Consider the following 13,908-nt stretch of genomic DNA (forward strand, 5'->3'; position numbering starts at 1 on the left):
AACGCCGCCATGAACGGCAAAATAGTGCCGGGAGAGGGAGAAACTCTACAAAAAAAGGTTCCAAGCAAATTTTTTATTGCTTGGAACCTTTTTATTTACTATTTTTGGCTAGTTATGTCCCAGCCTCACTTCTTGTCAATTAAGATTTGAGTTGTTCAAGTTCTTTTAAGAATTTTGAATTCAATACTTTAATATATGTGCCTTTCATACCTAGAGATCTCGATTCAATCACTCCAGCACTCTCAAGTTTTCTGAGAGCATTGACGATGACTGAGCGAGTAATTCCCACACGATCCGCAATCTTTGAAGCAACCAACAGTCCTTCAGTTCCATTAAGTTCTTCAAAGATATGTTCAATTGCTTCTAATTCACTATAAGATAATGAACCAATCGCCATTTGAACAACTGCTTTGCTTCTTGCCTCTTCTTCAATTTCTTCTGCTTTTTCGCGAAGAATCTCCATACCTACAACCGTAGCACCATATTCAGCCAAGATAAGATCATCATCGTTAAATTCTGTTTCTAGACGTGCAAGAATTAGTGTACCGAGTCGTTCTCCCCCACCAATGATCGGAACAACTGTAGTAAGACCTTCGGCAAATAGATCTTTATTTTCTACTGGAAATGCTGTATAGTCACTGTTCACACCAAGATTAGATGAAGTCTCTGAAATTCGAAGTAGACTATTCGTGTACTCTTCCGGAAATTGACGATCCTCAAGCATTTTCTTCATTCTGTCATTTTCAATTTGCATTTTAATCGCATAACCGAGTAGTTTTCCTCTTCGGCTTACAACGAAAATATTAGCTTGAATCACTTCACTTAAAGTTTCGGACATCTCTTTAAAGTTTACTGGTTTTCCTGCGGCATTTTGAAGCATTGCATTAATTGTTCTTGTTTTTGATAATAAATCCATTGTTTGTTCCTCCTAAATACTATCCATATTGAATGAATTGGTTTGTGTATTTTTATTTATAGAATTTCTTTGCTATTTTCAGACACTTTTCCAAAGAAAATCATGACGTGAATACCTAGAGAATAAATTGGCTTAAATCTTTATTTTGTGAAATGGCAGCTAATTTCTCATCGACATAATTCTTCGTAATTTTAATTTTATCTAGCGTTACTTCAGGAGCTTCAAAAGAAAGGTCTTCCAAAAGTTTTTCTAAAATCGTGTGTAATCTTCTAGCACCAATATTATCCGTTTCCTGATTTACATTAAAAGCAATTTCAGCTAGTCGGTATACAGCATCGTCGGTAAATTCAATTTGTATACCTTCTGTTTCCAATAATGCAATATATTGTTTTACAATGGCATTATCCGGCTCCGTAAGGATGCTAACAAAATCTTCTACAGACAATTTTTCTAATTCAACCCTAATTGGAAATCTCCCTTGCAATTCAGGGATAAGATCAGATGGTTTAGAAATATGAAACGCACCAGCCCCAATAAAAAGGATATGATCTGTCTTGATTGGTCCATATTTCGTGACCACTGTCGATCCTTCTACAATTGGGAGAATATCCCTTTGTACCCCTTCTCTGGAGACATCTGCAGATGCTGAACCACTATTTTTACTAGCAATTTTATCAATTTCATCAATAAAAATAATCCCCGTTTGTTCAGCACGATAAATTGCAGCCTGTGTGACATCATCCATATCAATTAATTTTTGCGCTTCATCATTCGTTAAAACGATACGCGCTTCTTTGACTGGTAGCTTCCGCTTTTTCTTTTTCTTAGGCATTAGGCTTCCGAGTGCATCTTGCATAGACATCCCCATTTGTTCCATTCCCGAACCTTGCAGCATATCAAACATAGATGGTTGTTGTTCTTCCACTTCGACTTGAACAAGATGGTCTTCTAATTCGCCTTTTGCTAACTTTTCAGCAACAGCAGCACGCTTTTCTTTCGTACTTAATTCTTCCTCGGTATCTGTTGGTTGATCTGACTCTTCGCTTTGATTACCAAAAATCATTTCAAACGGATTTTTAAAATTCTCTGTTTTCTTTTTACTTGGAACGAGTAATTCGACAAGTCTTTGATTCGCTAACTTCTCCGCTTGCCCCTTTACTTCCTGCATTTTTTCTTCCTTTACAACGCGAATGGAGGTTTCCATTAAATCACGAACCATGGATTCAACGTCGCGTCCAACATAACCTACTTCCGTAAATTTTGTCGCTTCAATCTTTATGAAAGGAGCTCCAACTAGTTTCGCTAATCGTCTTGCAATTTCTGTCTTTCCAACACCTGTAGGTCCTATCATTAAAATATTTTTAGGAATAATCTCGTCTTTCATATCGTTATTTAATTTTTCGCGACGGAATCGATTGCGAAGAGCTACAGCTACAGCTCTTTTTGCTTCTCTTTGTCCAACAATATATTGATCGAGCTTTTCAACAATCTGACGTGGAGTCATGTTTAAACCTTTCATTTCTGTTTCCAAACAATCTCCTCCTTTTTAGCCACCATCATTATAATTCTTCGACAATAATATTTCGATTTGTATAAACACAAATATCTGCGGCAATCTCTAGAGCCGCTTGTGCAATTTCCTTAGCAGTTAAAGTTTCCGAAGCATAATTCTTAAGGGCGCGACCAGCTGATAAAGCATAATTTCCACCGGACCCTATGGCTAAAATACCGTCATCAGGTTCAATTACTTCTCCTGTCCCAGAAACAAGTAACAAATTATCTTTATCCATGACAATGAGCATCGCTTCAAGCTTTCTTAATACTTTATCACTACGCCATTCCTTTGCTAATTCCACCGCTGCCCTTTGTAGATTTCCATTATACTCCTGCAGTTTACTCTCAAACTTCTCAAATAGTGTAAAAGCGTCTGCTACGGAACCTGCAAAACCTGCTACAACACGATCATTAAAAAGCTTTCGAACTTTTCTCGCTGTATGCTTCATTACAACCGCATTTCCAAAGGTAACCTGCCCATCTCCCGCCATCGCACATTCTCCATTATGTTGGACAGCAAATATAGTTGTCGCATGAAATTCTCCCATTTTCGGACCTCCTTCTTCAGCTCCAGCGCCTAGCGACTAGCAAATTTTCGGTGCCTGCTTACGTAAGTCAACATCCAGGCGCTTGCGCTTTTGTTCTATGCTCGAGGATGATGATTCATATATGTTTTTCTTAAATGATCTTTCGTCACATGTGTATAAACTTGAGTGGTAGATAATTGAGAATGTCCAAGTAATTCTTGAACAGTTCGCATATCGGCCCCATTATTAAGTAAATGTGTAGCAAAACTATGACGCAGCATGTGAGGGTGAATTTTCCTAGTCATGGAGGCCGTTTCGATTATCTTAGATAAAATATATCTTACGCCTCTTGATGTAAGGGGTCCCCCACGGGAATTGATAAATAGAAACGAATGTTCATCTTTCCCTTTCATTAATTCATTTCTTACATTATGAATATAGTTCTGTAAGGCTTCGCAGGCAAAATGACCAAAAGGAATATATCTTTCCTTTCCCCCTTTTCCTCTTACCAAGATTGTCGCCATATCAAAGTCAATGTCTTTCAATCGAATACCTGTACATTCACTAACTCTTATTCCTGTTGCATATAACAATTCAAGAAGTGCTATATTTCTCTTCCCTAAAAGGGTAGTTTGATCGCATGCTTTAAAAAGTAAGGAAATCTCTTCTTCATAGAAAAAACTAGGAATTCTCTTCTTTGTTTTAGGCTGAACTACATAAGTGAAAGGATTCTCTGTTACATGCTTTTCCCTTAGCAAAAATTTGTAAAAGCTTCTTAAACAGGAGATTTTCCTTGCTGCTGACGATCTAGCGAGTTTCCTTTGATAAAGCTCCGTTACATAAAGACGTGCATCTAAATATTCTACTTCTTGAACAGACTGGATCCCTTGTGATTTCATGAACAAAAAGAATTGCTCCAAGTCCTTTTTATAAAATTCAATTGTGTAAGAAGAATAATTTTTTTCAATTTGCAAGTATTCAATAAAAGAAAAAAACAACTCGTCTGAAGATTCTTTCATCCCCTCACCTCATAAGGCTATTAAATAGTATCACATTTTATTTACCATAGCAATAAATGTTACATATTTTTCACAAAGTTTCGAATTGTTGTGTAGGTAGTTCAATCAAAAGGTTTAACTTTCATTATTTTACCTTATTCGCGCTCGTATTAAAAATTTAGAGACTCAAAAAAACTATTCCTTCGAAATAACCGGAATAGTTTTTACATGTTCTGAGGCCAACAGGATGTTGGTCAGAACGGCGTTGCGCCAGGACGGCGCGAACTTAGCCGTTCATCCTTATTATCCAAATTTGTACGTCGCTGAACAGGCGCTTTCGCTTTTCTTTGTCTAGCTACAGCGCCTAGCGACTAGCAAATTTACGTCTTCTTCCTACGATAAGTCAACATCGGCTCATGCTTCGCCGTGTTTCCTTTATCTCGTCAGAAGCCTTTAAATTTGTACGTCGCTGAACAGGCGCTTTCGCTTTTCTTTATTGCACTGGTTTTTCTTTGTAGTCACAATCCCTACATTGTACTTGAATGCCTTTTTTGATTTTTTTCTCTACAAGTACACCATTACATTTTGGACAAGGCCGTTCTAATGGTTTATCCCATGATACAAAGTCGCATTTTGGGTACCGATCACAACCATAGAACAAACGTTTTTTCTTACTTTTTCTTTCAATTATATTCCCTTCCTTACAATTAGGACAACGAACACCAATTTGTTTTACGATTGGTTTTGTGTTTCTGCAGTCTGGAAAATTACTGCATGCCATAAATTTACCGTATCGCCCCATTTTAATAACCATCGGGCTTCCGCATTTTTCACAATCCTCTCCTGCGGGCTCATCCTTCACCTCGATTTCACGCATTTCTTTTTCTGCTTTTTCTAAATCCTCTTCAAATCCTTTATAAAACTCATCTATAACCTCAACCCATTTTACTTTTCCTTCTTCGATTTCATCCAGTTCAGACTCCATTTTCGCTGTAAAAGCTACGTTGACGATCTCTGGGAAAAATTCCATCATAAGCTCATGAACCAATTCACCTAATTCAGTGGGCACAAATCTTTTATTATCTAGTGCCACATATCCACGCCTTTGAATCGTATCCAAGGTTGGCGCATAGGTGGAAGGACGACCAATTCCTAGTTCTTCCAGTGTTTTTACAAGTCTTGCCTCTGTATAGCGGGGAGGTGGTTGAGTAAAATGCTGTTTAGGCAACAGTTTTTCTGCTATCACTTTATCCCCTTCTTGTAGATCAGGAAGCATATTTTCTTTTTCTTCTTGCTGATCATCTGTACCTTCCACATACACTTTCATAAATCCAGGAAATTTAACCTTTGATCCATTCGCGCGAAAAATTACAGAACCATTCAACATATTGACTGTCATCGTATCCATAATCGCGGAGGCCATTTGACTGGCAACAAACCTTTCCCAAATTAATTTATAAAGTCGCAATTGATCCCTAGATAAATATGCTTTAACAGAACTCGGCTGTCTGTAAACACTTGTCGGACGAACTGCTTCATGAGCATCTTGGGTATTCCCTTTCTTGGTAGCCTTGGATTGTCCTGCCTTTTTGAATTCCTTGCCATATTGGGTCGTAATATATTCAGCCGCTTCCTTTTGCGCAACGTCAGAAATTCTAGTTGAGTCTGTCCTCATATAAGTAATTAAACCAACGGTTCCTTCTTTGCCAATTTCAATTCCTTCATAGAGTTGTTGAGCAAGCATCATCGTCTTTTTCGCTCTAAAGTTTAATTTTCGAGCTGCTTCCTGCTGTAAAGAAGAAGTTGTAAAGGGCAAGGCGGGATGCCTTTTCCTTTCTTTTTTCACAACGGAATCAACTAGGAATTCTTTTCCCTTTAACATGTTCATAATGGCATCTACGTCTTCTTTGGAGCTTAATTTCTTTTTCTTTCCATTCACGCCATAGTAATCTGCTTGAAAAGAATTTCGCCCTTTTTTAAAATCTCCGTTAATCGACCAGTATTCCTCAGGAGTAAATTGCTTTATTTCATTTTCTCGATCAATAATAATTCTAACCGCTACAGATTGAACTCTCCCCGCACTTAATCCTTTTTTGACCTTTTTCCAAAGAAGGGGACTTATATTATAGCCTACCAATCTGTCTAAGATTCGTCTTGCTTGTTGGGAGTCAACAAGATCCATATTAATGGCCCGCGGATGTTTAAAGGAGTCCTTGATAGCATCTTTGGTAATCTCATTAAAAACAACTCGGCAATCTGATTGAATATCAACCCCTAAACTATTTGCTAAATGCCAAGCAATTGCCTCACCTTCACGATCCGGGTCAGCCGCTAAATAAACTTTTTTTGCCTTTTTAGCAGCTGTTTTTAATTCCTTTAAAATGGGACCTTTCCCTCTTATGGTGATATATTTTGGTTGAAAGTTATTTTCAACATCGATCCCCGTTTGACTTTTTGGTAAATCTATTACATGTCCCATGGACGCTTTTACTTTATATTTTTTCCCTAAATAACGTTCAATGGTTTTCGCCTTTGCCGGCGATTCCACGATCACTAGATAATCAGACATAAAAAATCCTCCCTAAAGCTCTAATCACCAATAAACATCTTCTTTTTATTCTGCTCCATCGTTGGGTATATTTGTTTTTGTTATCACATTAAATCAGAGTAAATACTATATGGCTCCCTACATTTTGTCAATCCTAAGAACATAGCCTTAATCCAAAAAGCGCTTCCTTATAAAATAAAATGAAAAGACTAAATTGGAAGTATTTTTATTTATAACGTGTTTATGAAGGAAAGTCAATTTTTGAAATATAACTCGTCTAAGATATCTTCACTAGTTCCAACGAGCTTGGCACCTTGTTGAATAAGATGATTTGTACCTTCGAATAATTTATGATTAATCGGTCCTGGGAAAGCATAGACCTCTCTTCCCGAATCTAATGCCATGTCAGCAGTGATTAATGATCCACTTCGTTTTTTGGCTTGAATGACGAGTGTTCCGACGGATAAACCGGCAATAATTCGATTTCGCATGGGAAAATGCCATTTTTCCGGTTTTCTTATAGGAGGGTATTCCGAGATGATTAAATGCTCTTTTGCCATTAACTCAGCAAGTTTTCTATTTTCACGAGGATATATATGGAAAAAACCGCCACCTAAGACACCTATTGTTTTTCCTCCATATTCAATTGCTTGTTTGTGGGCCATCGTATCTGCCCCCTTAGCCAAACCGCTCACAATCGTTAACTTTTCACGAATTAAGTCTGGCATCACAGTGCGAAGAGAGTTTTCAGCAAGATGATCTGAGTCGCGCGCACCCACAATGGCCAATAATCTTTCTTGCATCAATGCACTATTTCCTTGTGCAAATAGTGCCAATGGCGGATCATAAATTTCTTTTAATAAAGAAGGATATTCAAAATCCTTAATCGTTATAAAATCAATATTCCGAGATTGATAGAGTCGAAATAATTGTTCGGGATGTATTGCATCCAATTCTTTCAAAAAAAGCTTCATCTTTTGATCATTTAAACGGAAAATTTGTTGGAGTCTCGATGGAGACATTGTATAAAGATGGGATAAAGATGGGTCTAATTGAAGGAGTTTTCTAATGGAGTGATTACTTAAGACGTTAGAATGGACTAAGTGGAATAATCTTTCTCTAAATATTTTAACCAACCCTTTCTTGTATTGTCATACACAGAAAGCCCCTAGTCTCAGCGAAAAGGAGCTTTTCTGCACAAATTTCATTAAAAATTAATGTGTTTTACATTTCTCATATAGACCTTTTTTCTTAAGCTCTTTAATCATTGTTTCACCAATAACAGAAGGTGTCTCCGCTACTTCGATTCCACACTCATTCATAATGCGGATTTTCTCATCAGCCGTTCCTTTTCCACCAGAAATAATGGCTCCTGCATGGCCCATTCTTTTTCCTGGAGGTGCCGTGCGGCCACCGATAAATCCAACAACTGGCTTCGTCATATTTTCCTTAATCCAATAGGCAGCTTCTTCTTCCGCAGTTCCGCCAATTTCACCAATCATAATAACGGCTTCTGTTTCTGGATCTTCATTAAAAGCTTTCAATGTATCGATGAAATTTGTACCATTCACCGGATCTCCACCAATTCCTACAGCGGTCGATTGGCCCACACCTTCTTGTGATAATTGATGAACAGCTTCATAAGTTAAAGTACCTGATCGGGAAACGACTCCCACATGGCCTTTTTTATGAATATAGCCCGGCATAATACCGATTTTACATTCATCTGGTGTAATAACCCCCGGGCAATTTGGACCAATTAATCGTGTTTTCTTCCCTTCCATATAACGGACAACTTTGACCATGTCCAATACTGGAATATGTTCCGTAATACAGATGACAAGATCAATTTCGGAGTCAACTGCTTCTAAAATCGCATCTGCTGCAAAAGGAGCCGGGACATAAATAACAGATGCATTCGCGCCAGTCTCATTTACTGCATCTTCCACCGTATTGAAAACAGGAACTCCCTCTACCTCAGTTCCACCTTTACCTGGAGTCACACCACCAACTATTTTGGTTCCGTATTCAAGCATTTGTTTTGTATGGAATTGTGCTGTAGACCCAGTAATCCCCTGCACAATTACTTTTGTATTTTTATCAACAAAAACACTCATGATTTTCCCTGCCTTTCCTATTTCGAATGGTGCACATCGGCTTATTTAGATGTATTCATAAATCACAGCTTAACCAACTAATTCAACGATTTTTTGTGCTCCATCAGCCATTGAGTCAGCTGCGACAATTTCGATACCTGATTCATTTAATATTTTCTTACCAAGTTCAACATTTGTTCCTTCTAGTCGAACAACAAGCGGAACCTGAAGTCCTACTTCCTTAGCAGCTTGTACAACTCCCGTAGCAATGACATCACATTTCATGATGCCGCCGAAAATATTCACAAAGATTCCTTTTACATGTTCATCCGCGAGAATGATTTTGAATGCCTCTGTTACTTTTTCAGCCGTTGCCCCACCGCCGACATCAAGGAAGTTAGCTGGGTCTCCACCATAGTGCTTAATAATATCCATTGTGGACATCGCGAGTCCTGCTCCATTGACCATGCAACCAATGTTGCCATCAAGCGCTACATAGCTAAGATCATATTTCGATGCTTCAATCTCTTTTGGATCTTCTTCATCCAAATCACGGTATTCCAGGATATCTTTATGCTTAAATAATGCGTTATCATCAAAATTAAGTTTTGCATCCAATGCCATAACATTTCCGTCTCCCGTTACAACAAGTGGATTAATTTCAGCGATAGAGCAATCGTTATCAACAAATGCATTGTAAAGACCCATCATGAATTTTGCAGCTTTTCCTATTAATTCTTTTGGTATATTAATATGAAAAGCAAGTCTACGTGCTTGGAAACCTGTCAAACCAACAACTGGGTCAATCGTTTCATAGAAAATTTTCTCTGGCGTATTAGCAGCAACCTCTTCAATTTCAGTACCGCCTTCTTCGGATGCCATCATCACCACTCGATCTGTTGCCCGATCCACTACGACTCCGACATAATATTCCTTCTTAATATCGCAACCTTCTTCGATAAGAAGACGTTTTACTTCTTTACCCTCAGGGCCTGTCTGATGGGTTATAAGCGTTTTCCCTAATATTTCATTCGCGTATGTACGAACTTCTTCAAGACCTTTTGCGACTTTTACCCCGCCAGCTTTCCCTCTTCCACCAGCGTGGATTTGTGCTTTTACAACACAAATATCAGAACCAAGTTCTTTTGCTGCTTCTACTGCCTCATCAACATTAAAAGCGACTTTTCCGTTAGGTACAGTCACTCCATATTTTCTGAGGATTTCTTTACCTTGATACTCATGGATATTCATTTTCCATCCTCCTGTCATACAGTAAAAAATTGAGTTGCCGTTTCTATTGTATTAAAAGGACAACCTTATGTCCACTATTGAAGTTTACCAATATATTAAGCTTTAAGAATCATCGGCCTTTTTCTGATCCAACCGATATACAAAAGCAAACACCTCAGCCACGGCTTGGTATAATTCTTCAGGGATCGCTTCATTTATGTTCAGTTGTCCCAATAATTCAAGTAATGCGGGATCTTGTTGAATAGGAATTTGATTATTCTTGGCCGTTTCCATAATATTCTCGGCTATTAATCCTCTTCCTTTCGCCAATACGACTGGCGCCTCATGTTTGTCACTTTGGTATCCAAGGGCAATGGCTTCTTTTCTACTTTGCTTGTGCTGTTTTTTCATATTCTAATATCAACCCCAGTATCAAAGCTTGCTTTATTAGAAAATGGGTACTCCCTCGTTTGCTTGTTTCTAGCATCAGATGTCTTAAAGCGCACTCCAGACAGACTATAATTAAGCTCTTTCAAACCTGCTTGCAAAATCGGGATAAATGATTGAGCCTGTTCTTTTATTTCTTGCCAATCATTGATAATAAAAAGATGAACAATCCGGTTTTGAACTTGCATATTCACAACAGTTGATTTTAAATTTTCTAAATCCAAATAAAAAATAATATGACAATAATCCGCATCAAAGTTCCCATCATCTGTCTTTCTACCTGTACATTGAATTGTAAGATTTTTCATCTCGGCACCCCATTGAATAGGAACTTCATAGAGCTGTGTTTGAATAGTATGATTGCTAATAGAGAGAAGTTGTTGGCCGTTCATTTTTAATAATACTTTTTCTGCAACTTCTTGAATGCTAGAATTCATCTGAGTTGAATTTTCTTGCACAAGTTTGACGATTAAAGGTTTGAATAGTGTGCCGATTGTTTCCTTTTCTACTTGATTGTGAAAAAGTTGTGCTTCATAGTTTAGTCCTAACCTAGTTACAGATTGCTTTATTTTTGCTAATAGTACGTCTCGACCTGTCGTTGCATCCACCCTCTGTTCTAGCCGTTTGGCAGTCATTTCCCAATCATCTAGTAGGCTTAATAGGGATTTTGCCGTTTCACTAACAGTTTCTTCTGCTAAAAGAAGCTGCCTTAGCTGTCCGATGGAAGATGAGAGTGGTGTCGTTTCTTTAGATACTGCATACAGGGACTTAAATATGCGATCTGTAAAAGGAAGCTGTTTTTTATTCATCATCTTTAAGACCTGCATAGCCATCTCTACATCATCTATGGAAGATAGGAAACGTGCACCTTGCTGTATTTCTTCCTTCGTAAAGCAAAGTTGTTCAACCATTAGAAATTCTGTGAATTTATGATGTAACTTTGTATCGCGCAGGCCTAGCAAATGAGGAGAAAGGTTAGGTTGCATATTATTGTTAAAGGGCTTATGTTCTTTATCAAGGACTTTTAAGATGATCTCCCCTGAGCTATAAGACACCTGAAACCAATACCCTTTCCCGCTTATTAACGGGGCTTCTATTTTCGCCATTAACTTTTGACCACCTAGCCAGATTTCCGCATATTGACCAGAAAAAAGTTTGCCCAGTTTCCCATAAAAAATCTGCCCTGATTTAAATAGCATACTGTTTCCTTCGTCTGCAGCAGGCGTTCGCAAAAAAGAACGAATAATAGAATTAAATTGCATTTTTCCTTAATCCCTTTCTTCGGATAGAGATTTAATCGGTGCAAAAGAAGTACGATGAATCGGACATGGTCCAAATTGACGAATCGCTTCTAAATGTCTTTTGGTTCCATACCCTTTATGCTCTTGGAATCCATATCCAGGATATTGAGATTCACAATCTGTCATCAATTGGTCCCTTGTTACTTTAGCAATAATCGAAGCTGCAGCAATACTTACACTATTCATATCGCCTTTCACAATCGACCATTCAGGGTAAATACTGTCTAGTTGAACGGCATCGATAAGTAATAAGTCTGGCTGCACCTGTAAATTCTGTAAAGCCGCAAGCATAGATTTTTTGGTAGCTTGTAAAATATTCACTTCATCTATTTCTTTTGCTGAAATAATGCCAATACCAACCGCAACAGCTTCATCGGTAATTTGCTTATAAAGCTGATTTCGTTTGTTAACCGTTAATTTTTTTGAATCATTTAACCCTAATATGTAATGATTTTCAGGCAAAATAACAGCGGCTGAAACGACAGGCCCTGCTAGTGGGCCACGTCCCACTTCATCTATTCCCGCAACGAAATGATATCCCATTTGCCGAGCCTTTGTTTCATAATGAGACATCGCCTCATATTGCATGTAGTGTTTTTTCTCTAAATCCCTTTGTTTGTACCAACGATCTAAAAGGGATTGAACCCCTTTTCGTGAATCCATTTTTAGCTTTACTAATAATGGATCGTTCTCATTATTTATTTTCGAAAAGATTTCTTCAATTTCACGAATCGATAATGTATTGATACTATTTTCTGTCATATCTCTACACTTTCTGGTTCATCATCTGGTTCATCAAAGGATAGGTTACCAAATTTTTGCATCCTTATATCTCTTACTATTTTTTCAGCGGTTTTCTCATAATCGGGTTCATTTTCATTTGTTATGTACCCCATGGAAATAGCAATTTCTTTAAATAAAGTTAAAAGATCTGTTGGTAACTCAGCGATTTGGTATTGTTCCATAAGCCTTCCGGGATAACGAGAATGAAGAAATTCCAAACCAAATTCAGCAATATCTTGCATATTTAATAATGTATCCTTAATGGCCCCTGTCAAAGCAAGTTTATAGCCCGTCACAGGATCTTCAAACTTTGGCCATAAAATCCCAGGAGTGTCCAAAAGTTCAAGTTCTTTCCCAACCTTTATCCACTGTTGCGATCTTGTAACTCCTGGCATATTTCCTGTTTTAGCTATATTTCGTTTCGCTAGCCGATTAATCAACGTTGACTTACCAACATTGGGAATACCAATAATCATCGCCTTGATTGCTCTTGGACGTAGACCTTTTGCTTTATCCCTCAACCTTTTGTCTTTTAGAATCTCTTCCGATGCCTTCATAATTTGATTCATCCCTTTACCGGCCTGGGAATTAACAGCTAACGCGATTAAGCCTTGTTTTGCATAATGAGCAATCCATTCTTCCGTTACATGTCGATCTGCCATATCTGCTTTGTTTAATAGAATTAATCGTGGTTTTTGTTGGATGATTTCTTTTAGCATAGGATTGGATGATGATACAGGTATGCGTGCATCTACAAGTTCAAAAATAATATCGACTAGCTTTAACTTTTCCGTTACTTCCCGTCTTGCTTTGGCCATATGGCCTGGAAACCATTGTATCGTCATAGCACTCACTCCACTCATTACTTCACCATTCGAATATCTTGCAATGGCCAGAATACAACACTAGTGTCACCGATGATTTCTTTCATGGAAATTGTCCCAATATGGCGACTGTCCTTACTAGAACGACGATTATCCCCCATGACAAATACTTCTCCCTCAGGTACAACTTCTAGGGTAAAATCCTCTGTTAACGGTCCATCAAAAATTTCTTGCTTAGATTTTTCCAAATAAGGTTCATCATAAGCTTTTCCATTGATATAGAGTATATCATCCCGATACTCTACTTTGTCCCCTGGTAATCCGATGACCCGTTTTATATAATCTTTATGCTCTGGTGCATGGAAAACGACGATATCAAATCGGTCTGGTTTACCAAGTTTATTTACAATCATCTTATCTCCATCATGCAAAGTAGGTGTCATGGAATAACCATCCACCACTATAGGAGTGAAGACAAAATAACGAATAATAGCAGCTAATGCTACCGCGATTAATAAGGCTTTTGTCCATTCCCAAAGTTCATTTTTTTCCTTTACTGTCTTTTCATCACCCATCCCAATCACTCCAGTACCAACCTGTTTTCCTTTCTATTGTACAGTAAAACGAGACAATAAAAAACTTTCATTCCCTACCTTTGTAAAGTATATAAAAAGGAGCTTGTGT

At 37.9% G+C, this 13,908-nt stretch carries 13 protein-coding genes; all 13 read right to left on the reverse strand.

From position 1 onward, the window contains the following. Positions 1 to 139: 139 nt before the first annotated feature. Positions 140 to 916, reverse strand: a complete 777-nt coding sequence (gene codY / locus KI363_RS09085; protein ID WP_212966160.1) for a GTP-sensing pleiotropic transcriptional regulator CodY — start codon at positions 914 to 916, stop codon at positions 140 to 142. Between the two features lie 115 nt (positions 917 to 1,031). Continuing rightward, the gene (hslU, locus tag KI363_RS09090; protein WP_212966209.1) at positions 1,032 to 2,435 is read right to left on the reverse strand and encodes an ATP-dependent protease ATPase subunit HslU; all 1,404 of its coding nucleotides are present in this window, start codon (positions 2,433 to 2,435) and stop codon (positions 1,032 to 1,034) included. Positions 2,436 to 2,475: 40 nt separating this feature from the next. Continuing rightward, positions 2,476 to 3,018 carry an ATP-dependent protease subunit HslV gene (hslV, locus tag KI363_RS09095; protein ID WP_158323397.1) on the reverse strand — a complete coding sequence of 181 codons (543 nt, stop codon included), beginning with the start codon at positions 3,016 to 3,018 and terminating at the stop codon, positions 2,476 to 2,478. A 95-nt stretch (positions 3,019 to 3,113) separates the two neighbouring features. Then, on the reverse strand, positions 3,114 to 4,016 hold the full coding sequence (gene xerC / locus KI363_RS09100; protein WP_158320384.1) for a tyrosine recombinase XerC: 903 nt from the start codon (positions 4,014 to 4,016) through the stop codon (positions 3,114 to 3,116). 472 nt (positions 4,017 to 4,488) lie between these two features. Then, the gene (gene topA, locus KI363_RS09105) at positions 4,489 to 6,564 is read right to left on the reverse strand and encodes a type I DNA topoisomerase (RefSeq protein WP_212966161.1); all 2,076 of its coding nucleotides are present in this window, start codon (positions 6,562 to 6,564) and stop codon (positions 4,489 to 4,491) included. 233 nt (positions 6,565 to 6,797) lie between these two features. Continuing rightward, complete coding sequence (dprA, locus tag KI363_RS09110) at positions 6,798 to 7,505, reverse strand: DNA-processing protein DprA (RefSeq protein ID WP_246516819.1); 708 nt, start codon at positions 7,503 to 7,505, stop codon at positions 6,798 to 6,800. A 252-nt stretch (positions 7,506 to 7,757) separates the two neighbouring features. Further along, positions 7,758 to 8,660 carry a succinate--CoA ligase subunit alpha gene (gene sucD, locus KI363_RS09115; RefSeq protein WP_212966163.1) on the reverse strand — a complete coding sequence of 301 codons (903 nt, stop codon included), beginning with the start codon at positions 8,658 to 8,660 and terminating at the stop codon, positions 7,758 to 7,760. A gap of 69 nt (positions 8,661 to 8,729) precedes the next feature. Beyond that, a complete protein-coding gene (gene sucC, locus KI363_RS09120; RefSeq protein ID WP_158320388.1) occupies positions 8,730 to 9,890 on the reverse strand; it encodes an ADP-forming succinate--CoA ligase subunit beta in 1,161 nt (386 codons plus the stop codon). Between the two features lie 102 nt (positions 9,891 to 9,992). After that, entirely contained in the window at positions 9,993 to 10,280 is a 288-nt protein-coding gene (locus KI363_RS09125) for an EscU/YscU/HrcU family type III secretion system export apparatus switch protein (RefSeq protein WP_212966164.1), read from the reverse strand. Beyond that, on the reverse strand, positions 10,277 to 11,578 hold the full coding sequence (locus KI363_RS09130) for a TP0910 N-terminal domain-containing protein (protein ID WP_212966165.1): 1,302 nt from the start codon (positions 11,576 to 11,578) through the stop codon (positions 10,277 to 10,279). The genes KI363_RS09125 and KI363_RS09130 overlap by 4 nt, the downstream gene beginning before the upstream one ends. A 6-nt stretch (positions 11,579 to 11,584) precedes the next feature. Next, positions 11,585 to 12,364, reverse strand: coding sequence for a ribonuclease HII (rnhB, locus tag KI363_RS09135; RefSeq protein ID WP_212966210.1), 780 nt, complete (start codon positions 12,362 to 12,364; stop codon positions 11,585 to 11,587). A gap of 11 nt (positions 12,365 to 12,375) precedes the next feature. Beyond that, complete coding sequence (ylqF, locus tag KI363_RS09140) at positions 12,376 to 13,245, reverse strand: ribosome biogenesis GTPase YlqF (protein WP_212966166.1); 870 nt, start codon at positions 13,243 to 13,245, stop codon at positions 12,376 to 12,378. A gap of 17 nt (positions 13,246 to 13,262) precedes the next feature. Next, positions 13,263 to 13,799, reverse strand: coding sequence for a signal peptidase I (lepB, locus tag KI363_RS09145; protein WP_212966167.1), 537 nt, complete (start codon positions 13,797 to 13,799; stop codon positions 13,263 to 13,265). Positions 13,800 to 13,908: the final 109 nt, after the last annotated feature.

Source organism: Lederbergia ruris (genome assembly GCF_018332955.1).
Taxonomy (GTDB): Bacteria; Bacillota; Bacilli; order Bacillales; family Bacillaceae_C; genus Lederbergia; species Lederbergia ruris.